This is a genomic window from Paraburkholderia antibiotica, assembly GCF_012927125.1.
GTDB classification, from domain to species: domain Bacteria; phylum Pseudomonadota; class Gammaproteobacteria; order Burkholderiales; family Burkholderiaceae; genus Paraburkholderia; species Paraburkholderia antibiotica.
Window position 1 is genome coordinate 123,128 of sequence record NZ_JABBFZ010000008.1, and the last position, 22,053, is coordinate 145,180.

Here is a 22,053-nt window from a genome sequence, read left to right on the forward strand (position 1 = left end):
TACATGGACCGAAAGTCAAAGCTACGAGAGATCGCTCTGGCCGCATGCATCGTATTGGGGGCCGTACAGGGCGCGCATGCACAGGCGTTGCAGAACAGTGGCGCGAGCGGCGCGGTCGTGTCCCAGCCGGGCACCACGACGGCGTTGCCGGACACCTCGCAGGCCGGACAGGCGGAGACGACTGCACTGACGCCGGATGAAAGCCGGCAATCCGCGGCAGGCAATGTTGCGGAACTGCAGCAGATGATCCGCGGCTCGGATCTGAGCGAACTGCGCACCACGTACAACGGCACCTACGGCGCGAGCCTGCTGTTCTACGGCAAGGAGATGACCTATTACGTCGCGCTGTTCCAGCAGAAAAACTTCTGGCGCGTGATCAAGACCCAGGACGTCGCGCGCGCGGAAATGATCTACAAGGATTTCGTGCGGCAGACAGTGCAACTGTCGGACGTCGAAATCCGTCGTACCCAGCTCGAAGCGCAGAAGGCCTTCACACAGCGCATGATCGCGTTGTCGCAGGATCGCGCGAGCCGGCTGCAGGCCGACCTCGACGTCGCGCGTCAGCAGCAGAGCATCGTCGCGAGCCAGCAGCAGCAGAAGCGTGCGGAAGCGACCGCGCTGGCGCAGCAGAAGGTGGCCGCGCAGGATCAACTGCGTGCCGCGCAGCGTCAGGTGCGCGAACTGCAGCGCGAACTCGAAAGCGGTTTGCCGCCGCACTGAGCGTAAGCGTGTGAAACCGGCGGATGGGTGGGGCGGTGCGGCAATCGAAGCGCCGCCCGGTTTATCCGCCGGTGGAGTGAGGTCCGATGGACTGGCCTGCGCGGGGGGCGTGCGGGTTGGGTCCGCGGATCGGCCGTTGGGGCAGGCGCAAGGCCTGCCTGTCGTTATCGCGGTGATCTCAATTCTCTTCCAGGTCTCGATCGGGCTGCTTGAGCAGCACGTCGATCGCGCTTCCTCTGCCATCTCGTTATTTATGCCGCATGCGTGTAGGCATGCGCGCTGGCGGATTCTTTTTCCTGCTTCAATGCCGCTTGCGCGTATCGGTCGGGATTTTGCGCGCGCGCTCGCGAGACGGACTGGATACGTCGACGGCGATCGGATCGCTGGCGGGGAAGCTTTCCATTAACGCTTCATCGAGCCGGCTCTCGGCGGACGGCTGCGGCGCGCGGCGCGTACGCGAAGGCTGGGCTGCATGCTGGTTTTTGCTGGTCATGATGTGCTCCATTGGTAGAGAGAGTTCATCGATTCAGCATAGTCCATCGAGGCTATCGACGAGTACCGGCCGCACCGCGTAGCAGCGGGTTTTAAGGGCGTGATGAGAACGCGGCCCACGGTCGTGGATACCGAGCTAAAACAGATAGGGCAGCGAAGCAGACTGCGCGAGCGAGCAGCGGTTCGACAGCCGCTATCGGTGTCGTCGTGTGCTTACGGGCAAGGGGAGATTCGAGCTGACGATCGCGGGAACGATCGGTTTGACGGAGACTGAAACTGAGGCTGAGACCGAAACTGAGCGGCAAATCGGCAACCAACGTAGCGGGAGAGAATCCCGCAGCGCCGTAGTCTGTCCGCGGACTGGCCAGGCGCTGCCGTTACTGCATCGCGCGCTTATTGGTGATTGCCGCCGGAGCTGCCGCCGCCATGGTTACCACCATGATTGCCGCCGTGGTTGCCACCTTCGCCGCCGGTGCCGAACAGACGGCGGCGGCGCGTGACGACCACCGGGCCGTCGGAATTGCCGCTGCGCTCGTTCGACGACGAACGCTCCGACGACGGCGCGCCATACGATTCGCGCGGTTCGCGCGGCTCACGATGTTCGCGCGAGCCGTGCGGGCCGCGCGCGCTATGTTCGCCATGCGACGGCCGGCTTGTGCGCGGCGCCGGACGCGTGCCGGTGTCGAGCTGGATCGTGGAGATCGCGCGCTTGTAGATGCCTTGCAGGCCGACCGGCGTGCGCAGCATCACCAGGTACTGATCGAACGACTCGATGCAGCCGGTCAGACGGATGCCGTTGACCAGATAGATCTCGACGCGCTTTCGTTCCTTGCGCGCGGCGTTCATGAAGTCGTTTTGCGGATGCGATTCTGCGGAAGCCATGGACAGTTCGAGTTAGATAGACGGTGGTTCGCCGCGATTTTACCCTGTGTGGGGGCAGAACGCGTCGAGGGGGCGAACTTTGTCCACTATAACGGCTTGTGAGCACATAAGCATCCGATAACGGCGCAATGTAACGTTGAGTTACGAATCTGCTGATCAATGGCGCGTTCTTCCGGTGTCTCCAGGCGTTGCCGGCGCGGCTGGCGGAAAAGGCGGAGGAGAGGCGCCGTGAGCCGGCTTCACGGCGCGGCATAGCGGGCGCCTCGTGGCGGCATCGAGCGAAAAATACGCTGGAATAAATCGCGCCGCGCTGGCGTTAAATACGGTATGGGCAGCGTCGCATTTCGCGGCCTGCCGCGCGCCCGGTACGATCGACGGATCGTGCGCCGGGCATCCGTCAGGAGGCTCACCATGAAAGCATCGCGCATTCTGTCTGCCGTTTTCGTGCTGCTCGCGCTCGCGTGCGGCACCCTCGCGCACGCCGCCGATACCACCGCCGACAACGCCGCGTCCGGCACGAGCGGCAACAGTAACAGCAGTGGCGGCGGCTACTAGCGTCGCGAGCGGCCGGTTCGCGCCGGGTGACATTCGAAGCGGAAGTGATCGCGTGGCTCCCGCAGTTGCGCCGCTATGCGCGCGCACTGACGGGCGACCACGCCTGGGCCGACGACCTCGTGCAGGATACGGCGGAGCGCGCGCTTGCGCGCTGGTCGGCGTTCCGGCCGAACAGCAACTTGCGCGCGTGGCTGCTGACGATTCTGCGGCATCTGTATATCGACCAGTTGCGCGGCCGCCGCGAACTGGCCGTCGACGACGAAAGCGCGCCATGGCGCAACCTCGAGGCGCCGCATGGCGAGGTCGACGGTCTGGTGCTGCGCGACGTGCAGCGCGCGCTGTACTGCCTGCCGCTGGAGCAGCGTGAAGTGCTGCTGCTGGTGTGCGTCGAGGAGCTGACGTATCAGGAGGCATCGAGTGCGCTGGGGGTGCCGATCGGCACGGTGATGTCGCGGCTGTCGCGGGCGCGCGAACATCTGCGCGCGCTGCTCGGCGAGGAGCCGCGCGGGCCGGTGCGGGGTACGCACGACGGGCCCGCGCAGCCCCACAAGGTCGCGCCGCTGAAAGTGGTGAGAAACCGATAATGAATAACGACGACTTCGCTTCCGGTTTGCCCGAAGGGCTCGATCTGCGCACGCTGTCGGCATACGTCGATGGCGAGTTGCCCGATGCTGAGCGCGCGGCCATCGCCGCGCAACTCGGCGAGCATCCGCAGGCCGCCGCGCGGGTGGCCGCATGGCGTGCGCAGAAGGCGGCGCTGCGCGCGTTGTGCGGCGCGCGGCGGCGCGATGAGGGGCGAGGGTGGGAGGCGGCGGGGGCGTGGGAAGGGCGAGAAGGACGAGAAGGGTACGCAGGGCACGACGACGGACAGGCGTCACGCGAAGGGCCGCCGACGCGTGCCGAGCGGGAAACTGACGCCAACGCCAACGCTGCGTTTCGCGAACGCGCCACAAGTGCCGAGCCCCAACCGCCACTCGACGAACCGACCTTCGTCCTCGTGCGCCGCCCCCGGCCGGGCTGGCAACGCGTAGGCCTCGCCGCCTGCTGGCTCGCCGTCGGCGCCGGGCTCACGCTGGCGCTCGGGCCACTCGCGCCGCGCCTGACAGGCGGCGCGTGGAATGGCGCATGGGGCAATTTCGGCGCGCAGCCGGCCGGCTTCGCGCAGCGCGCGGATGTCGCGTATGCGGTGTATTCGCCGGAGCGGCGTCATCCGGTGGAAGTCGCGGCGAGTGAAGAGGCGCATCTGATCACCTGGTTGTCGAAGCGGCTGAACCGGCCGCTGTCGGTGCCGTCGTTGCAGGAGTATGGTTATTCGCTGGTGGGTGGCCGGCTGCTGCCCGGCGAGGCGGGGCCGGCCGCGCAGTTCATGTACGAGAACCAGACAGGCGCGCGCCTGACGCTCTACGTGACCGGCAGCGCCCGCGATGCCACCGCGTTCCGGTTGTTCCGCGACGGCAACCGCCGCACCTTCTACTGGGTCAGCGACGGCATGGGTTATGCGCTGTCCGGCGCGATCGCGGAAGGTGAATTGCGCACGATCGCCATCGACGTATGCAGCGAGCTCGGCGGCAAGCCGGAGACGTGGCAGTAGTGGAGGGCGGCGTGTCGTAGGCGAGTGGTGAGGGTGGCGTGGGTGCGCGAGGTGTTGCCCGCGTGTTCTTCATGCACTCGCTGTGCGTTTGCCGCTTGTTTGGCATGTGCCCGTTGCGTTTTCGCTGTGCGCTTTAGCGTGTTCAGCGTGCCTACCACGCCTTCGCTGTACGTATGCTGGGTGTTAGGCGCGTGCCCGTCACTTCCTCGCTGTGCGTTTGCGGGTGTTCAGTGTTTGCCTGTTACGCCTTCGCTGTGCGTTTGCCGCTTGTTCGGCGCGTGCCCGTTACGCCTTCGCTTTGCGTTTGCGTCGTGTTCCGCACGTGCCCGCTACACCGTCCCAGCGCCTGCGCGACGCGTCCAACGACGTACCCGCCGTCCTCCCCGAAGGAGCCCCTTTGCCCCCAACCCTGCCGCCCAACCTGTCCGCCGCGCAGTTCGACCGCGCGCTCGCCGACTGGCGCGCGATCGTCGGTGATGCGCAGGTTCTCACGTCCGACGCCAGCCTCGCCGCCTATCTCGATCCGTTCGCGCCTGGCGAGCCCGGCGCGTTCGCGGCCGGCGCCGCGCTGCTGCCCGCGTCGGTCGATGAAATCCGCGCGCTGCTGCGCGTCGCCAATCAGTACCGCATTCCGCTGTGGACCGTGTCGACCGGCCGCAACTTCGCGTACGGCGGCGCGGCGCCGCGACTCGCCGGCTCGGTCGTGCTCGATCTGCAACGGCTGAACCGCATCCTCGCGGTCGACGAAACGCTCGCCTACGCGCTCGTCGAGCCGGGCGTCAGCTACTTCGATCTGTACGCGCATCTGCGCGAGCACGGCTACAAGCTGTGGGTCGATCCGCCGGCGGCCGGCTGGGGCAGCGTGGTCGGCAACACGCTCGAGCGCGGTTTCGGCTACACCGACTACGGCGATCACGCGGCCGCGCAATGCGGGATGGAGGTGGTGCTCGCGAACGGCGACGTGCTGCGCACCGGCATGGGCGGCATCGAGATCGGCAGCGCGTGGCAGCTGTATCGGCCGGGCTACGGGCCGTCGTTCGATGCGATGTTCATGCAGTCGAATTACGGCATCGTCACCAAGCTCGGCGTGTGGCTGATGCCCGCGCCGCCCGCGTATCTGCTCGGCGAAATCCAGTTTCAGCACGAGGACGATCTAGCGACGATCGTCGATCGGCTGCGCCCGCTCAGGCTCGACGGCACGATCTCCAGTCACGCGGTGATCGAGGGCGGGCTGCGTCGCGCGGCGGGCCTGTCCGCGCGTCGGCAGTGGTACGACGGCGCGGGCGCGATGCCGGAGAGCGCGGTGGCGGCGATGCTGGAGAAGCTCGGCGTCGGCCGCTGGAATCTGCATTTCGCGCTGTACGGCACGCCCGAGCTGATCGACGCGCGTTATGCGCTGATCGAGCGTGCGTTCTCGACGGTGCCGCAGGCGCGACTCTCGGCGGCGCGCTATACGGACGATGCCGAGCCGCGCGGCGGCGGCGACCGCAACATGGCCGGCATCCCGACCATGAGCGCGTTCCGGATGCTCGACTGGCGCGGCGGCGCGGGCGCGCACGTCGATTTCGCGCCGATCTGTCCGGCGAGCGGGCGCGACGCGCAGCGCCAGTACACGATGGTGAAAACGCGCGCGGCCGAATACGGCTTCGATTACTACGGCGGCTTCACGGCCGGCGCGCGGCATCTGCATCACATCTTCGCGGCGATTTTCGATCGCGACGACGCGCAGCAGGTCGAGCAGGCCGGCGCGCTGCTGCGCTCGCTGATGAGCGATGCGCGCGCGGCCGGCTACGGCGAATATCGCGCGCATCTCGCGTATATGGATTTTGCCGCCGCGCAATACAGCTTCAACGACGGCGCGTTGTTGCGGCTGGCGGAGACGATCAAGGACGCGCTCGATCCGAACGGCGTGCTCGCGCCGGGCAAGCAGGGGATCTGGCCGGCGGCGTGGCGTGATCGGCGTGGTTATACGTGAGTGGCGGGGTGGGAGTTGACGTGGGCGATGTCGGCGCGAGCGGTTGGGGTGTGGGCCGGCATGAGGGACTCACATGGAGGACTACATGAGTGGCCTGTATGAGCGGCCTCCGTGAATCGCCCACATGAGCGACCAGCAGGAGCAGCATCGCGTGAACGACACCGCGCGTGTAACTTCGTATGAGCAACAGCCCATGAACCCCTTCGCGTGAACCACATGAACCGACGCACCTTCATGCTCACCAGTGCAGCGCTGGCGACGGCCGCGGGCAGCGCATGGCCATGGCTCGCGCAAGCCGCTCAGGGCGGACGCGTCGCGCGCGCGTTCGCGATCGTCGATTCGACGCTTGCATGCGGCGCGTCGTTCGCGCGCTATGCCGGGCACCTGCAACTGCCGGTTTTCGACATCGGTGATGATGCCGGCGCGCTGTGGTTCACCACGCTCGCGCCGCTTCTCGATGACGCGCGATCCGATCGTGCAACGGCGGGAGCAGTAGGAGCAACCGGAGCCGTACACGCGACGCCGTCGCTGATCGGCTTCACCCGCGCGTCCGATTACTTCATCCTGCGCCACCTCGCGTTACGCGGCGGGCGCTTCGTCGAGCACAGTCACGAGCAGCGGGTTGGACCGCACGCGCTTCCAGTCTACGTGGCGTTTGCATTGACGCCTGGCACCGCACGCGTCGCGCAATCCGCGCAATCCGGGTAAAACACCCGCAACCCAAAAAGCAAGAATCAACAAAGCGGACACCAGCCACAACCGCTAGAACCACTAGAACACTAGAACCGATAAGCCTTGTTCTTCGGGTCGAAGGTCGAATCGTCGAAACTCTTCGGCGTGATGTTCTCGAACACGATCCGCTCGAACAGCTTGCCGTCGTTATCGTAAGACTCGACACTGCGAAAGAACGGATGCCGCAGATCGAGCCCGAGCGTTTCCTTCTTCGCGTAGAACTGCGGCTGGCCGGTCGGCGTCTCGAACGTGAAGGCGACCACGCGCACGCCGTCGATCGTCTTCACTTCGACCTGCATCGAGCGCGGCAGGCCGGCTTCGGCGTACTTCTTCCCTTCGCTCAGGTACTGATCCGCGATGTACTCGGTGCCGAGGTCGCGCACCTGGTGATTCGACTGCGCACGCGCGAGCGCACCGGTCAGCGAGGTCCACATCGGCATCACGTTCATGATGCCGCCGAGGTGGCCGTACATTTCGTCGTTGCGTTTCGACTCGTCGTAGATGATCTCCTGGCCCGCGTGCGCGCCGTCCGGTAGCCATTTCGCGTAGATCCGCAGCGGGTCGCGCGCGAGGCGCACCAGCATGTGATCGGGTTTGTCGGGCCACTGGCCGTGGATGCGTTCCGAGCGCGACATCGTGAACTCGTACGACGGATAACCGTTCGGCCCTTCCTTGATGTAGCGGGGCAATGCCAGCGGATCGAGCGACTGGAACAACGCGACCAGTTGCGCGTCGTCGAGCTGTTCGAGCGTGCCGCTTTGTTGCGCGGCGCGCAGCCATTTGACCTGCCGGTCGAGCGTGAGCTTGCCGACCTGCGCGGGCGGCGTGGTGGGCGGCTTGACGGCGCTTGCGGTATCGAGCGGGGGCGGCCGGTCGTCGTTTTGCGCGAAAGCCGCGGGTGGGGCGATGAGGGCGGCAACGGTGGCGAGGGCGGCGACGGCGCTCATCGACGCCCGCCGCCAGCGCTCCCCCGACCGCTTCCGTTCCGGCGCGGACGCATCGCGCGCTAACCTGCCCACCGGCACGCCACGCGCGAGCGCGCCGTTGCGCGGCGAGCCGCCGGCGGCATGCGTCGACAACCACGAACGGGGCGGGCAAACGGACAGGCGGTGCTTCATGCATTCCTCCAGAAAGTAACGCGGGCCATCACGGCGCGACGCCATCGCGCCATCAAGCGATCGATGACTGAAGCCAAAGCCGACCCGGCAATGACTTAACGTTGCGCCCGCAAGCCTTATTCCAGTCAGGTCGACTTCTGTTTCGCGAGTTCCTCGTCGCGCAGCGCGCGGCGCAGAATCTTGCCGACATTGGTTTGCGGCAGCTCGTCGCGGAACTCGACCAGTTTCGGCACCTTGTAGCCGGTCAGGTTCTTGCGGCAATACGCGATCACCTGCTCGGCGGTCAAGGTCGGCGTGCGCCGCACGATGAACACCTTCACGCGCTCGCCCTGGGCCGGATCGGGCACGCCGATCGCCGCGACTTCGCGTACGTCCGGATGCGCGGCGATCACGTCCTCGATTTCGTTCGGATACACGTTGAAGCCCGACACGAGGATCATGTCCTTCTTGCGGTCGATCAGCCGGATAAAGCCGCGTGAATCCATCACGCCGATGTCGCCGGTCGCGAGCCAGCCGTCGGCGTCGAGCACCCTGGCGGTTTCGTCGGGACGGTTCCAGTAGCCCTTCATCACCTGCGGGCCCTTCACGCACAGCTCGCCCGCTTCGCCGATGTTGGCCCAACTGCCGTCGTCCCTTCTGAAGCGCACCTGGGTGGACGGCGCGGGCAGGCCGATCGAGCCTTCGAAGTCGCGCAGGTTGGTCAGATCGACCGGATTCATCGACACGATCGGCGAGCACTCGGTGAGCCCGTAGCCTTCGACGATCGGCTTGCCGGTCACCGCCTTGAAGCGCTCGGCGACCGCCTTTTGCGTGGCCATGCCGCCGGCCATCGCGAGCTTCAGGTCGGAGAAGTCGCGTTTGCAGAATTCCTCGTTGTCGAGGAACGCGTTGTAGAGCGTATTCACCGCGGTCATGCCGGTGAATTTCTCGTGACGGATGATCATCATCACGCGCTTCATGTCGCGCGGATTCGCGATCAGGATGTTGCGCCCGCCGAGCCCCATGAAGATCAGCGCGTTCACGGTCAGCGAGTAGATGTGATAAAGCGGCAGCGGCGTGAGCACCGTCTCGACTTCGCCGGACAGTTGCCCCGCGGACCACGCCTTCGCCTGCAGCAGATTCGCGATGATGTTGCGATGCGTGAGCATCGCGCCTTTCGCGATGCCGGTGGTGCCGCCGGTGTACTGCAGGAACGCGATGTCATCATGCGTTGCGCGGACCGGCGCGAGCGGCCGCGCGTAGCCGATCGACAGCGCCTTGAGCAGCGGCACCGCCTGCGGAAGCCGGTAGGCCGGCACCATTTTCTTCACGTGACGCAGCACGAAATTGAGCAGACGTCCTTTCAGATTCAGGCCGTCGGCGAGCAGATCGCCGAGCCCGGTCACGATCACGTTGCACACCGCCGTGCCCGGCAGCGCGTCCTCGACCGTCTTCGCGAAGTTCTCGAACACGACGATCGTCTGCGCGCCGCTGTCCTTCAACTGATGCGCGAGCTCGCGCACCGTGTAGAGCGGATTCACGTTGACCACCACGGCGCCGGCCTTGATCGTGCCGAATAGCGCGACCGGATACTGGAACGTGTTCGGCAGCATGATCGCGACGCGCTCGCCCGGCTGCACGCCGATGCTTTGCAGGTAGGCGGCGAACGCGCTCGCCTTGCGGCCCAGCTCGCCATACGTGAGGTTCGCGCCGACGCTCACATACGCGACGCGCTCGCGGAACTGCGCGATGCATTCGTCGAAGAACTGACCGATCGACTCGTACTGCATCACGTCGATGTCGCGCGGTACGTCGTCGGGATACGACGCGTACCAGATGCCGTCGGTGTTCGGCGCGGCCTGCGCGGCCTGCGCGGTTTGCGCCGGCCCGGCGGGTCCGGCGGCGGCCGGTTGTGAGGCAGGTTGCGGGGCCGGTTGTGGGACTTGAGTGGGCTGGGTCATCGGTCGTCGTCTCCTGAAGCCGTGGCTTCCTCGGTTGCTATCCGTTGTGATTCATCGCTAGCCGTTCGTGTGCGGACCTGATCTGCGGCGCCGCACTTTTTCGCGAGGCCTCGGCGCGCTAGCGCTCCAGAATCGCGACCACCCCCTGGCCGCCCGCCGCGCAGATCGAGATCAGCCCGCGCGCGCTGCCGGCCGGCTTGTCGAGCTGCGCGAGCATTTTCGCGAGTCCCGCGACGATGCGCCCGCCCGTCGCCGCGAACGGATGACCGGTCGCGAGCGAGCTGCCGTTCACGTTGAGCTTCGCGCGATCGATCGCGCCGAGCGCGCCGGGCAGTCCGAGCTGGGTGCGGCAATATTCGTCATCCTGCCACGCCGCGAGCGTGCACAACACCTGGGCCGCGAACGCCTCGTGGATTTCGTAGAAGTCGAAGTCCTGCAACGTGAGTCCGGCGCGCGCGAGCATGCGCGGCACCGCGTAGGCGGGCGCCATCAGCAGGCCTTCCTGTTTGTCGAAGAAGTCGACCGCCGCGGTTTCCGACCAGCTCAGATACGCGAGCACCGGCAGTCCGCGCTCGGCCGCCCAGGCTTCGCTCGCGAGCAGCACCGCCGACGCGCCGTCGGTGAGCGGCGTCGAATTGCCGGCGGTCAGCGTGCCGGCGTCGCGATCGAATACCGGCTTCAGGCTTGCGAGTTTTTCGAGCGAGAGGTCGGCGCGCAGGTTGTTGTCGCGCGCGAGGCCTTTGTACGGCGTCATCAGATCGTTGACGAAGCCGCGCGCGTACGCATCGGCGAGCTTGCGATGGCTCTCGTACGCGAGCACGTCCTGCGCCTCGCGTGAAATTTTCCAGCGCTTGGCCATCAGCTCGCAGTGCTCGCCCATCGACAGCCCCGTGCGCGGCTCGCCGTTGCGCGGCAACAGCGGTTTGAAGAACATGCCGGGACGCAGCCGGCTGAGCGCGCCGAGCTTCTGGCCGGTGCTTCTGCCGCGATTCGCTTCGAGCAGAATCTTGCGCATCCGTTCGTTGACGCCGATCGGCGCGTCGGAGGTCGTATCGACGCCGCCCGCGATGCCCGCTTCGATTTGCCCGAGCGCGATCTTGTTGGCGACGAGGATCGCCGCTTCGAGGCCGGTGCCGCAGGCCTGCTGCACGTCGTAGGCGGGGGTTTCCTTCGCGAGCGTGGTCGATAGCACGGATTCGCGGGTCAGGTTGAAGTCGCGCGAGTGCTTGATGACCGCGCCCGCCGCGACTTCGCCGAGCCGCAGGCCGTGCAGATCGTAGCGGTCGATCAGGCCTTGCAGCGTGAACGTCAGCATGTCCTGGTTCGAGGCGGTCGCGTACGCGGTATTCGAGCGGGCAAACGGAATCCGGTTGCCCCCGACGATGGCGACGCGGCGCACGGCGGGTTGCGGGTGGGACATGAATCGGCTCCTTGGGACGTGCGGGGTTAGCGGGTGAGGTCTGGGTTGCTAGTGGTGGGCTGCATGGGCTTCGTGCAGGGCGAGTGCATCGCGTGCTTCGTGTGGTTCATGTGCTTCGTGTTCATGTGCGTCATGGGCTCTTCGTAGGCGTTATGGGCCTCATAGGCTTCGTACGTGCCACGCGCGGAGCGGGCCGCTTCAGCATCACAACGCGCCATCGACCGCGCACTCATTGCAGCCTCCACTGCAGCCGGCCGCGCAAATGCGGCTTTTCGCCGGCGATGTCGCGCACCTCGATATCGCGCTCGATCAGCGATGGCGACGCGCTCCACAGCGACACCTCGCCCGGCAGCAGCATCGGCACCTTGAATTCGGCGGCGAGCGTCGCTTCGGCGAGCGGCTTCGGCGGCTGCAGCGACGACGCGGCGCGCGCGAGCGTCCACATCCCGTGCGCAATCGCGCGCGGAAAGCCGAACGCCTTCGCCGACAGCGCGCTCATGTGGATCGGGTTGTAGTCGCCGGACACGCCCGCGTAGTCGCGGCCGAGTTGCGGCGCGAGCTGCCAGCGCGCGAGCCGTTGCAGCGGTTCGGGGCCGAGCGCGAGCGCTTCGAGCGGCGTGCCGATGGCCGGCACCGCGCGCTTCAGATAGACGCTGTCGCCATCCCAGACCGCTTCGCCGCGCCGATAAATGCGCGTATGCACGACGAACGCCTGACCCTTGTCGTGCCGCAGCAGCGCGCCGAACTCGACCTCGACGCGCAGCGGGTCCTTGTACGCGAGCGGCCGGCGCAGCCGGATGTGATTCGCGAGATGCACGAGCCCGAGCGCGGACCATGGGAACGCCGGATCGGTCAGCATCAGTAGATGCAGCGGAAACGCCAGCAGATGCGGGTAGGTGAGCGGCACGCCGTGCTCGGGGATAAAGCCGCACACGCGTGCATAACGCCAGACCGGGCCGGGGTCGAGCGTGACCGCCGGGCGCACCAGCCGCAGCGGCGGCAACGCTGTCTCGCGGCCGCGCTTGACGACGCCCGACAGCGCGCGTGCATAGAGCTTCGTTGGCGCGGGCAGCGTCTCGACGACGACGGTTTTCGGCCGCGCGCCGGCGCCGCCCGGCGTGGGGGCACCCCGACGGCTGCCGAACGGATCACCCGGTTCATCCATGTTCATGCTCCCGTTGCGGCATCGCTGATGTCTCCGCTCATGTACCCCTCACGCACCGATCAGACTTTGACCGCACACCCGCACCACCTGGCCCGTCACGCCGGCCGAGCCCGGATGGGCGAGCCACGCGATCGCCTGCGCGACGTCGACCGGCTGGCCGCCCTGGCTCATCGAGTTCATGCGGCGGCCGGCCTCGCGGATCACGAGCGGAATCTTCGCGGTCATCTGCGTTTCGATGAAGCCCGGCGCGACCGCGTTGATCGTGATGCCGCGCGCGCGAAGCTGCGGCGCCATGCTCTGCACGCGGCCGATCACGCCGGCCTTCGAGGTCGCGTAATTGGTCTGGCCGAGATTGCCGGCGATGCCGCTGATCGACGACACCGCGACGATGCGTCCGCCGTCGCGCAGGATGCCGCCGGCGAGCAGCGCATCGTCGATGCGCTCCTGCGCGCTCAGGTTGATGTCGATCACGCTTTGCCACGCGGCGCCGGTCATCTTCGCGATGGTCTTGTCTTTCGTGATGCCGGCGTTGTGCACGACGATGTCGACGCCGAGTTCGTCGAGCGCGGCGGCGAGTTGCGCGGGCGCTTCGGGCGCGGCGATGTCGAAGGCGAGGGCGGTGCCGTGCAACTGGCGGATCGTCGCGTCGAGCGCATCGCGCGCGCTGGGGATGTCGAGGCCGATCACGTGCGCGCCCTGGGCCGCGAGCACGTCGGCGATCGCCGCGCCGATGCCGCGCGCGGCGCCGGTCACGAGCGCGCGCCGGCCGGCGAGCGGCTGACGCCAGTCGAACGCGGCGGCTTCGTGGCTGCCTGCCGTGCCTGAGGCGCCTGAGGCGCTCGCCGCTGTGCCCACCTTACCGACCGCGCCGGTCATGCCCGTGGCGCTAGCCGCGATCCGTACCACCTGACCCGACACATAAGCCGAGCGCGGCGACAGGAAAAAGCGCAGCGTCGCCTCAACTTCGTGTTCCGCACCTTCGGCGACGTACACCAGATTCGCGGTGATGCCGCGTCGCGCCTCCTTGCCGAGCGAGCGCGTGAGGCCTTCGAGCGCGCGCTGCGCGGTCCATTGGCGCGGCGTCGCGCAGGCCTCCGGCGGCCGGCCCAGCACGACGATCCGCCCGCATTTGCCGAGCGAGCGCAGCGTGTCGTGAAAGAAGCCGTGCAGTGCTTCGAGCTGGCTGCTGTCCTCGATGCCGCTCGCGTCGAACAGCAGCGCGGCGAGTTTGCCCGCCGAGCCGGCTTCGGCCGGCTCGAAGCGCCCGGTCATCAGACCATGGCGATTGGCGAGCGGCACCCACAGGCCGGCGCTTTCGTGCGCGACGCTCGTCATGCCGATGCTCGCGACCAGATTCGCGAGCGCATCGAACAGGCGCGGCGCGGGGCCCGCGCCGATCGCGATCAGGCCGTCGAATTCCGGCCGGTCCGCGCGATAGCGCCGCAGCACCTCGGGCTTCGGCAGGCCGAGCGAGCGCGCGAGGCGCGCGCCGAACGGCGAATTGACGAACTTCAGGTAGGAGTCGTTCATGGGCGTGTCTGCTCCGCTGGACGCGTCGGCGGGGATGCCCCGCAGGGCGCCGCATGCGTGTCGGTGTGCGTGGAATCTGCCGTGAGTGTGCCTTGCCTTGGGCGCGCACGGTGGGCTTCACCGTGCCGCGCGGGGGCTTTTTTTGTCAGCGAACGGTTAATGGTTATCGGGCGGCGTTATCGGGCCGGGCTTTCAAGCCAGCTCATCAGGCCGCCAGCTCCAGCGCTTTGTCGAGCGCGTCCTTGCGTTGCTGCAGGCTGGCCAGCATGTCGAAGTCGGCCGGGAAGTCGTCGACCTTCACGACCTCGGCGCCGAAGCGCGCGTAGTCGTCGAGCACGCGCCGCTCGTCCGCGTCGATCAGACCTTGCCGCTGCGCGGTGTCGGTCCACGCGGCGAGTTGCGGCAGGCTTTGCGGCATCGGAGCGAGCAGGCCCTGGCGGACCGCGTCGCGCAGTTTCTGGTCGATCTGCGTGAAGCGCGGATTCAGCTCGAACACCAGCTCGCCGTAGCCGAGCGCATCGACGTCCGGATGCGGCACGTACGAATCGGACACCAGCCTCTCGCGCGCCGCGCCCGGCGTTTGCATCAGTTCGGCGATCTCGCTGCCGAGCCGGTCCGACGGCTCGCGATGCGGCAGGCCGAACGGGAACGCGAGCCCGCGCACGAGCGTCGCGGCGAGCCGGTTCGGATAGTTCGCGAGCACGCCGTCGAGCGCGTGCTGGGCCTTGTACAGCGAGTCTTCGGCGCCCCAGCGCACGAGCGGCAGGTCGGCTTCCTGGCGGCCTTCGTCCTCGAAGCGCTTGAGCGTCGCCGAGATCAGGTAGAGCTGCGAGAGCACGTCGCCGAGGCGCCCCGAGATGCGCTCGCGGCGCTTCAGATCGCCGCCGAGCACGAACATCGACACGTCGGCGAGCAGCGCGAACACCGTCGCCAGACGCGTCGCCGCGCGGTAGTACGGATGGAGCGGCGCGTACGCGCGACGCGGCTTCGGAATCAGCACGCTGCCGCCGAGCCCGTACACGAGGCTTCGCACCGCGTTCGACAGCGTGAAGCTGACGTGCCCGAAGAATGCCGCGTCGAACTCGCGCAGCGCCTTCGCGCGATCCGGCTCGCGCGTCGCGCTCATTTCCTTCAGCACGTACGGATGACAGCGGATCGCGCCCTGGCCGAAGATGATCAGGCAGCGCGTCAGGATGTTCGCGCCTTCGACGGTGATCGCGATCGGCACCTGCTGATACGCGCGCGCCAGAAAGTTCGACGGCCCCATGCAGATGCCCTTGCCGGCGGCGACGTCCATGCCGTCGTTGATGACCATGCGCGCGCGTTCGGTGATGTGGTACTTGGCGATCGCCGAGATCACCGACGGCTTCTCGCCGAGGTCGACCGCGTGCGCGGACAGGCGGCGCGCGGCGTCCATCACGTAGAGGTTGCCGCCCATGCGGCCGAGCGCTTCCTGCACGCCCTCGAACTTGCCGACGGCGGTGCGGAACTGGCGGCGAATCGCGGCATACGCGCCGGTGCCGCGCACCGCGATCTTCGCCATCCCGACGTTCGACGACGGCAGCGAGATCGCGCGGCCGGCGGCCAGGCACTCCATCAGCATGCGCCAGCCGTTGCCCACTTGCGCGCGTCCGCCGATCACCCAGTCGAGCGGAATGAACACGTCCTTGCCCGAGTTCGGGCCGTTCTGGAACACCGCGTTGAGCGGCCAGTGACGACGGCCGATGTTCACGCCCGGATGATCGGTCGGAATCAGCGCGCAGGTGATGCCGGGTTCGTCGTTCGAGCCGAGCAGATGGTCGGGGTCGAGCGCGCGGAACGCGAGGCCGAGCACCGTCGCGATCGGCCCGAGCGTGATGTAGCGCTTGTCCCAGGTGACGCGAAAACCGAGCGTCTCGCGGCCTTCGAACATCCCCTTGCAGACGATGCCGACGTCCGGAATCGCGGCGGCGTCGGAACCCGCGTACGGGCTCGTCAGCGCGAAGCAGGGGATGTCCTCGCCACGCGCGAGACGCGGCAGATAGTGGTTTTTCTGCGCGTCGGTGCCGTAGTGCATCAGCAGCTCGGCGGGCCCGAGCGAATTCGGCACCATCACCGAGACGGCCGCGGCCGAGCAGCGCGTCGCGAGCTTCATGATGACCTGCGAATGCGCGTACGCGGAGAACTGCTTACCGCCGTACTGCTTCGGAATGATCATGCCGAGAAAGCCGTGCTCCTTGACGAACTGCCACGCGCGCGGCGACAGGTCCTGCCAGACCATGGTGGTCTCCCAGTCGTTCGCGAGATCGCACAGCTGCTCGCATTCGACGTCGAGAAACGACTGCTCTTCGGCGCTCAGCGTGGCGGGGCCGTAGCCGAGCAGCGTGTCCCAGTGCGGGCGGCCCGAGAACAGCTGCGCGTCCCACCAGACGGTGCCGGCTTCGATCGCGTCGCGCTCGGTCGGCGACATCTCCGGCAGGATCTTGCGGAACAGGTCGAGCACCGGCTTCGTCAGCCACGCGCGACGCAGTGGTTTGAGCGCGAGCACGAGCGCGGGGAGCACGAAGACGATCGCGAGGAAGGTCGTGAGGATCGGGCCTGCCGCGCCGCTGACGTACGCGGCCGCGACCCAGACGATCAGCGCGGCGAGCCACCAGGATGCGCGGGCCTGAACGTAGACGAGTGCGAGCGCGGCGATGACGAGCGCGAGGATGAACCACGGCATGACGTTTCCTCCTGTAGCGGGTGGCGTCGGGGTTTGAGTCGCGACGTCGGTCCGATGAAAAAGGGTTGCTGCGGGCGAACGCATCCACGCAGCGCGGATGGCTCGCGTTCTATTGATCGGTTACGGGTGGTGATGCAATTGCCGCGCCAACTGGGTCGACGGCAACCAGGTCGGCGGGCCGCGGTGCGGGTGGGTCGGCGGGACGGCTCCGGTGCGGAGCCATCCCTCGAGCCGTCCCTCGCGCGACGCCGCCGTCAGGCGGTGCCGTGCAGCACGTGCTGGAACGTGGCCGACGCCGCTTCGATTGCGCCGCCGCGCGGTTCGTCGCCGCTCGTGCCACTATCGGTCGGGCGGGCCGCTTGTGCTGGTGGTGCTGCTGGTGCCGATGATGCCGCTTGCGCGGGTTGCCCCGGCTCGTTCGAGCCGCCGTGCTGTGCGCCGGATTGAGCGTCGGATGGCGTGCCTGGCGAGTTCGGCGTGCCTTCGTGGCCGCCCGCCGACGTACCGTCCGCGCCTTCCGAACCGTCGGCCGCATCGCCGAGCACCGCGGCGAACGCGGCCAGTTGCGAGCCGTCCGGCAGCGGCGCTTTCAGCGCGGCGACCATCAGCGAAGCCAGACGCGCGATCAGTTGCAGATCGTTCATCGACTTGCCCTGCGAGAACTCCGAAATCAGGCTGTCGGTATCGGTGCCGGCCAGCACGCCCGAGAGCGCGCCAATCGCGAAGTGCAGCCGCCAGCCGAGTTCTTCGCGCGGCAGATGCGGCAGCGCGCGCTGGAACGCATCGAAGAAGCGCATCGCGACCGACTCGTAATGCGCGTTCAGAAAGTCGCGGATGAACGACGACGGATCGGTGTACGCGCGCCCGAGCAGACGCAGAAACGCCTTGCCGCCGACGCGCGGATCGCGCGAGAGCCGCAGCGCCGGAATGAACATCGCGCCGAGCACGTGCTCGCAGGTGAGCCGCGCGCCGAGCATCGTGTCGAAACGATCGAGCAGTTTGAGCCGCTCCTGATTGAGCTGGTCCAGACGGCGCGACAGCATCGAGTGAATCAGCGACTCCTTGCTGCCGAAGTGATAGTTGACCGCCGCGAGATTGACTTCGGCGCGCGAAGTGATCTGCCGCAGCGACATTGCCTCATAGCCGCATTCGATGAACAGCGTCTCGGCTGCGTCGAGAATGCGGGACTTGGTATCGCCGGCATGCCGGCCTGTGCGAACTGCCATGGTTGCGTCTCCCAGTTGCCGGGTTGCCGGCTCGCAAACAAGCGATTCAAATTGATATTTGAAACAAGCGTTTTTTTAGGATAAAGAAAACAGGTGTAGGCGATCAAGGGGTCGGGCTTGACTAACTCCTCTAGAAGACCTGACGAAGGTCGTCTTTCCGGGACGCGCGGTGCGTCAGGCCGCGCGGAAAATAAAAAAGGCCGTTCCGACGAATCGGAACGGCCTCGTATAGCTAGCAGTGTGATCTGGCCTTGCGCTCGGATCGGGTTCAACCCGTTGGGTTTAGCCGCTGCGGTTACCCGCCGTGGTTACCCGTGATCTTGCGCGTGTCTGACGCAGGTTCGCGTCGTGGCGGTTCGAACCGCCTTTGCGGCTATTGTGCCCTGGAACACGCCGGCGCAATAGCCGTTTAGTTCGAACGCTTGAATCTCCGTGGCCGGTTCGTCAGGCGCGTCCGCCCACTACGCTGCCTGTCGGCTGCGAACCGACTTCGCGCGCGGACTGCGTCATGTCGATACCGCGCCGCTCGCGGCTGAACGGAATCAGCGCACAGATCACGATCGCGACGATGCCGATCACGACCGCCATCACGAGCGCGTAGTTGTTGCCGTGAAGCTCGGCGATTTTCGATTGCAGCGGACCGTTGACCGACGCGATCAGATTGCCGAGTTGATACACGAGACCGGGGAAGGTCGCGCGGATTTCATCGGGCGAGATTTCGTTCAGATGCACCGGGATCACGCCCCATGCGCCTTGCACCGAGATCTGCATCAGGAACGCGCCGAGCGCGAGCAGCATCGGCGTAGTCGAGAACGCCCATACCGGCAGCACCGGCAGCGCGATCAACGCGGCGATGAAGATCGCGCGCTTGCGGCCAATCTTCTCCGAGGCCCAGCCGAAGAAGAGCCCGCCGCAGATTGCGCCGATGTTCAGCGTGATCGTGATCAACGATACCGTGTGCGCGTCGAACTGATGCTGCACGCGCAGGAAGGTCGGATACAGATCCTGCGAGCCGTGCGAGAAGAAGTTGAACGCGGTCATCAGGATGATCGCGTAGATCGACAGGCCGAGGTTCTGCTTGAGCGTCGTGACGAGGCCCGGTCGCTCTTTCTTTTCGAGCGTCCGGAAAGCCGGCGATTCCGGCACGTGCGCGCGGATGTACAGCACCAGCAGCGCGGGCAGCACGCCGATGAAGAACATGCCGCGCCAGCCGATGTATTGATAGAACAGGCCGAACACGATCGACGCGAGCAGGTAGCCGCTCGGATAGCCGGCCTGCAACAGACCCGAGACGATGCCGCGCGATTTCGGCGGCACGGTTTCCATTGTCAGCGCACCGCCGACGCCCCATTCGCCGCCCATCGCGATGCCGAACAGCGCGCGCAGCACGAGCAGGGTCATCAGATTTGGCGACAGACCGGACAGCAACTCCAGCAGCGAGAAACACGCGATGTTGACCATCAGCGTCGGACGGCGGCCGTATTTGTCGGCGAGCCAGCCGAAAATCAATGCGCCGAGCGGGCGCATCATCAGCGTCAACATGATCGCGAATGCGACCGCCGGAATGTCGGTATTGAATTCCTGCGCGATATCTTTAAGGACGAACACCATCAGAAAGAAATCGAATGCGTCGAGTGTCCAGCCCAGATAGGCGGCAATCGTTACGTTTCTCTGTTCCCGAGTCCAGCTCATCGATTGATCTCCTCAGTCTCCACAAACCCGCGTTTGACACGGGTGGCACGATTGCCCCTTGCGCCCTATGGCAGGCGCTTTCCGGCGAGTGTACGCCGAGCGTTAAGCGTCTGCATGGTTGAACCGGCTTTTCTCCGTGTTAATCCGGAGAGCAAATTTCGTGCTGAATCCGCAACGCATGAATAATGTCGGTTAATCGTAATTATTGTATTGATTGTGTTTGTATTTATGTTTGTTATTTGTAATTTTTAATCCGATTCTGAGGATATTTCGACCTAAAGCGAATAACGGTTTGCTAGCGTATGTCGTCGGAGGGCATAGGCATCGCGCGTTCCGACAGACCGTCGCATGCATTGCGCAGCGTGCCGGCGAAGCTGAGCCACAGCACCAGCGAGCCGAGCGATACCGCGCCCAGCGCGACGAACGCACCGGCGTAGCCGAAGTGCTGCGCGAGCAGGCCGCCGACGAGCGGGCTGAGCGCAGCGCCCACGCCCTGCGCGGTCGCGGTTGCACCTTGCGCGACGTTGACGCGGCCGGTGCCTTCCATCAGTCGCACCACGAGCGCGGGCACCGCGACGCTTTGCAGCCCCGCGCCGATGCCGTCGAGAAACTGTACCGGCCATACGCCGACGGCGTCCATCATCAGCGCGGCGAGCAAGCCGCGTACCGGCAGCGCGAGCCATGAGACCAGTAGCACCCACCAGTAGCCATACGCACGCAGCAGGCGCGGCGCGAGCCATGCGGCGCCGACCATCACCAGTTGCGCGACCACGATGGTCTGCGCGGTGAACGCGCTGGGGTCGCCGCGATGCGCGGCCACCACGCCCATCCCGTAGAGCGGCAGCATCGCGGCATTGCCGAGGTGAAAAAAGGCCAGCGACGCGCCGAGCAGTGCGAGTGGGCGATTGCGTAGTAGCGTGCGTAGTGCGCCGGGGTGGGGCTCGGTGCGGGAGGCGAAATCGTTTTCTGATGCGGTGCTTGAGCGGTGAGCGGAGCGGCCGATGTGGCCGGTTTGGTCGGTTTGGTCGGTTTGGTCGGAGGCTTCGCGGTCCTCGGATGGAGCCGCTTCGAGGCCGCGTGCGCTCGCATAGTCGATCGAGCGCGCCGGAATCAGCCCGATGCTCGCGATTGCCAGCGCCGCGAAAATCGCGCACAGCGCGAACACGGCGCCGAAGCCGTAATGCCAGCCGAACCAGCCCGCGAGCGCGGCGCCGACCACGTTGCCGGCGTGGTTCGCCATCTGGTTGCGCCCGAACTGCCGGTCGAAGCCGGCCGCGCGCACCATGCCGAGTGTCACGCCGGCGACGGCGGGCATCAGCACCGACGCGCCGAGCGCGGCCAGCACCTGCGAAGCCAACACCGCCGCGTAAGTGCGCGAAGGCAGCAGCGCAAGCGACGCGAGCGTGGTCGCGACGATCCCCACAACCATCAGCGCGCGTTTGCTGCGCGTCGCATCGACGAGCGCACCGGCAAACGGCGTGGCGGCCATCGCGGCGAGCCCGGCGAGCGTCATCACGGAGCCGATTTCGTCGGCTTGCCAGCCGCGCGCGAGCAACAGCACGCCGATGAACGGACCGACGCCGGCCTGCACGTCGGCGAGAAAGAAGTTGAGCGCTTCGAGCGCGCGCAGCGGTTTCATCGGTGCGGGCGCTGGGGGCGAACGTGTGGTGGGTGAGGCGGGCGCAGCGCCGGTTGTGGGCGCGGCGGCGAAATGGGCTTCCGCAGGTTGCGCGGGTTGTGCGGGATTTGCTGGCCATATCCGAGTTCGATGCTTCGAAGCGCGGACCGTGACATCTGCTGGCGTGGGCTCGTCGTCAAAACGTCGATCTCCTGAGCAGGGTTGAGCAGCGAATCGGTCGGAACGGGCAAGGGCTTCGCGAGTCGCGGTGGAGCGGGTGGTTCGGTGCCCGAGGTCGATGCTGGTGCTCGTGCTGACGCACTCGTTCGCTTGTCGGTGACAGGTTGGAGAGGCTGCCGTTCGCGACAGTTCCATCCGTTGTCCTGACGATATCAGTCGCCGAGGCCTGTCGTCATGCGCCGCGGGTCGGTGGGCGGCGCGAATGCGAGCGCGTCGATCGGTGAACAGGGGAGAAGCGCTGCCGCAGCGGCGCACCTGTTGCTCATCGTCGCTTCGTGATCTTGTGTGCGGCGGACGGTCACGCAGTCGTCGCGCGCGCTCGACTGTCGGGCACATTTCGAGGAACTTCGATCGCGACGTGATGCACGCTGATTCGAGCGTGGCGAGGGCCACGGCGTGCCGTTGTTGGGTGACGTGTTCAGCGACGTGATGCAGGCCCCATCGGTTCGATCG

General features: G+C 66.6%; 17 protein-coding genes. 6 read left to right on the forward strand and 11 right to left on the reverse strand.

Annotation, left to right across the window (positions count from 1 at the left end):
• Nucleotides 1-3 precede the first annotated feature (3 nt).
• A complete protein-coding gene (locus HHL14_RS15685) occupies nt 4-720 on the forward strand; it encodes a DUF2968 domain-containing protein (protein ID WP_169498526.1) in 717 nt (238 codons plus the stop codon).
• Nucleotides 721-1,021: 301 nt separating this feature from the next.
• Here the strand turns inward: HHL14_RS15685 and HHL14_RS15690 are convergent, their stop codons facing one another.
• Both HHL14_RS15690 and hfq read right to left on the reverse strand, forming a co-directional pair.
• On the reverse strand, nt 1,022-1,213 hold the full coding sequence (locus tag HHL14_RS15690; RefSeq protein ID WP_169498527.1) for a hypothetical protein: 192 nt from the start codon (nt 1,211-1,213) through the stop codon (nt 1,022-1,024).
• A gap of 392 nt (nt 1,214-1,605) precedes the next feature.
• Entirely contained in the window at nt 1,606-2,094 is a 489-nt protein-coding gene (gene hfq, locus HHL14_RS15695; protein ID WP_169498528.1) for an RNA chaperone Hfq, read from the reverse strand.
• Nucleotides 2,095-2,505: 411 nt separating this feature from the next.
• Here hfq and HHL14_RS15700 point away from each other — a divergent pair, with 411 nt between their 5' ends.
• The 5 genes from HHL14_RS15700 (at nt 2,506) to HHL14_RS15720 (ending at nt 6,923) form a co-directional block, all read left to right on the forward strand.
• Nucleotides 2,506-2,649 carry a hypothetical protein gene (locus HHL14_RS15700; RefSeq protein WP_169498529.1) on the forward strand — a complete coding sequence of 48 codons (144 nt, stop codon included), beginning with the start codon at nt 2,506-2,508 and terminating at the stop codon, nt 2,647-2,649.
• Between the two features lie 26 nt (nt 2,650-2,675).
• Nucleotides 2,676-3,233, forward strand: coding sequence for a sigma-70 family RNA polymerase sigma factor (locus HHL14_RS15705; protein ID WP_169498530.1), 558 nt, complete (start codon nt 2,676-2,678; stop codon nt 3,231-3,233).
• On the forward strand, nt 3,233-4,240 hold the full coding sequence (locus HHL14_RS15710; protein WP_169498531.1) for an anti-sigma factor family protein: 1,008 nt from the start codon (nt 3,233-3,235) through the stop codon (nt 4,238-4,240). Before HHL14_RS15705 ends, HHL14_RS15710 begins: the two co-directional genes overlap by 1 nt.
• A 397-nt stretch (nt 4,241-4,637) precedes the next feature.
• A complete protein-coding gene (locus HHL14_RS15715; protein WP_169498532.1) occupies nt 4,638-6,215 on the forward strand; it encodes an FAD-binding protein in 1,578 nt (525 codons plus the stop codon).
• 234 nt (nt 6,216-6,449) lie between these two features.
• On the forward strand, nt 6,450-6,923 hold the full coding sequence (locus HHL14_RS15720; RefSeq protein ID WP_407945287.1) for a hypothetical protein: 474 nt from the start codon (nt 6,450-6,452) through the stop codon (nt 6,921-6,923).
• A gap of 71 nt (nt 6,924-6,994) precedes the next feature.
• Here the strand turns inward: HHL14_RS15720 and HHL14_RS15725 are convergent, their stop codons facing one another.
• The 9 genes from HHL14_RS15725 to HHL14_RS15765 form a co-directional block, all read right to left on the reverse strand.
• The gene (locus HHL14_RS15725; protein ID WP_169498631.1) at nt 6,995-7,894 is read right to left on the reverse strand and encodes a DUF1571 domain-containing protein; all 900 of its coding nucleotides are present in this window, start codon (nt 7,892-7,894) and stop codon (nt 6,995-6,997) included.
• 296 nt (nt 7,895-8,190) lie between these two features.
• The gene (locus tag HHL14_RS15730) at nt 8,191-10,005 is read right to left on the reverse strand and encodes an AMP-binding protein (RefSeq protein ID WP_169498534.1); all 1,815 of its coding nucleotides are present in this window, start codon (nt 10,003-10,005) and stop codon (nt 8,191-8,193) included.
• Between the two features lie 118 nt (nt 10,006-10,123).
• Nucleotides 10,124-11,425, reverse strand: a complete 1,302-nt coding sequence (locus HHL14_RS15735; protein ID WP_169498535.1) for an acetyl-CoA C-acetyltransferase — start codon at nt 11,423-11,425, stop codon at nt 10,124-10,126.
• Nucleotides 11,426-11,654: 229 nt separating this feature from the next.
• The gene (locus tag HHL14_RS15740) at nt 11,655-12,590 is read right to left on the reverse strand and encodes a MaoC/PaaZ C-terminal domain-containing protein (protein ID WP_169498536.1); all 936 of its coding nucleotides are present in this window, start codon (nt 12,588-12,590) and stop codon (nt 11,655-11,657) included.
• 48 nt (nt 12,591-12,638) lie between these two features.
• Nucleotides 12,639-14,120, reverse strand: coding sequence for a 3-oxoacyl-ACP reductase (locus HHL14_RS15745; protein WP_169498537.1), 1,482 nt, complete (start codon nt 14,118-14,120; stop codon nt 12,639-12,641).
• Nucleotides 14,121-14,325: 205 nt separating this feature from the next.
• Nucleotides 14,326-16,824, reverse strand: a complete 2,499-nt coding sequence (locus HHL14_RS15750; protein ID WP_169498538.1) for an acyl-CoA dehydrogenase — start codon at nt 16,822-16,824, stop codon at nt 14,326-14,328.
• Between the two features lie 254 nt (nt 16,825-17,078).
• Nucleotides 17,079-18,050 carry a TetR/AcrR family transcriptional regulator gene (locus HHL14_RS15755; protein WP_169498539.1) on the reverse strand — a complete coding sequence of 324 codons (972 nt, stop codon included), beginning with the start codon at nt 18,048-18,050 and terminating at the stop codon, nt 17,079-17,081.
• Between the two features lie 444 nt (nt 18,051-18,494).
• Nucleotides 18,495-19,742, reverse strand: coding sequence for an MFS transporter (locus HHL14_RS15760; protein WP_169498540.1), 1,248 nt, complete (start codon nt 19,740-19,742; stop codon nt 18,495-18,497).
• A gap of 295 nt (nt 19,743-20,037) precedes the next feature.
• Nucleotides 20,038-21,381 (reverse strand): MFS transporter, encoded by a 1,344-nt coding sequence (locus tag HHL14_RS15765; protein ID WP_169498541.1) that lies wholly within the window; start codon nt 21,379-21,381, stop codon nt 20,038-20,040.
• Nucleotides 21,382-22,053: the final 672 nt, after the last annotated feature.

Bases quoted from the DNA above. Each gene is read 5' to 3' on its own strand.
- HHL14_RS15710 (WP_169498531.1), top strand. From the start codon at position 3,233: ATGAATAACGACGACTTCGCTTCCGGTTTGCCCGAAGGGCTCGATCTG.
- HHL14_RS15700 (WP_169498529.1), top strand. From the start codon at position 2,506: ATGAAAGCATCGCGCATTCTGTCTGCCGTTTTCGTGCTGCTCGCGCTC.
- HHL14_RS15690 (WP_169498527.1), bottom strand. From the start codon at position 1,213: ATGACCAGCAAAAACCAGCATGCAGCCCAGCCTTCGCGTACGCGCCGC.
- HHL14_RS15720 (WP_407945287.1), top strand. From the start codon at position 6,450: ATGCTCACCAGTGCAGCGCTGGCGACGGCCGCGGGCAGCGCATGGCCA.
- HHL14_RS15735 (WP_169498535.1), bottom strand. From the start codon at position 11,425: ATGTCCCACCCGCAACCCGCCGTGCGCCGCGTCGCCATCGTCGGGGGC.
- HHL14_RS15750 (WP_169498538.1), bottom strand. From the start codon at position 16,824: ATGCCGTGGTTCATCCTCGCGCTCGTCATCGCCGCGCTCGCACTCGTC.
- HHL14_RS15730 (WP_169498534.1), bottom strand. From the start codon at position 10,005: ATGACCCAGCCCACTCAAGTCCCACAACCGGCCCCGCAACCTGCCTCA.
- HHL14_RS15765 (WP_169498541.1), bottom strand. From the start codon at position 21,381: ATGAAACCGCTGCGCGCGCTCGAAGCGCTCAACTTCTTTCTCGCCGAC.
- HHL14_RS15740 (WP_169498536.1), bottom strand. From the start codon at position 12,590: ATGGATGAACCGGGTGATCCGTTCGGCAGCCGTCGGGGTGCCCCCACG.
- HHL14_RS15725 (WP_169498631.1), bottom strand. From the start codon at position 7,894: ATGAGCGCCGTCGCCGCCCTCGCCACCGTTGCCGCCCTCATCGCCCCA.
- HHL14_RS15755 (WP_169498539.1), bottom strand. From the start codon at position 18,050: ATGGCAGTTCGCACAGGCCGGCATGCCGGCGATACCAAGTCCCGCATT.
- HHL14_RS15745 (WP_169498537.1), bottom strand. From the start codon at position 14,120: ATGAACGACTCCTACCTGAAGTTCGTCAATTCGCCGTTCGGCGCGCGC.
- hfq (WP_169498528.1), bottom strand. From the start codon at position 2,094: ATGGCTTCCGCAGAATCGCATCCGCAAAACGACTTCATGAACGCCGCG.
- HHL14_RS15760 (WP_169498540.1), bottom strand. From the start codon at position 19,742: ATGAGCTGGACTCGGGAACAGAGAAACGTAACGATTGCCGCCTATCTG.
- HHL14_RS15685 (WP_169498526.1), top strand. From the start codon at position 4: ATGGACCGAAAGTCAAAGCTACGAGAGATCGCTCTGGCCGCATGCATC.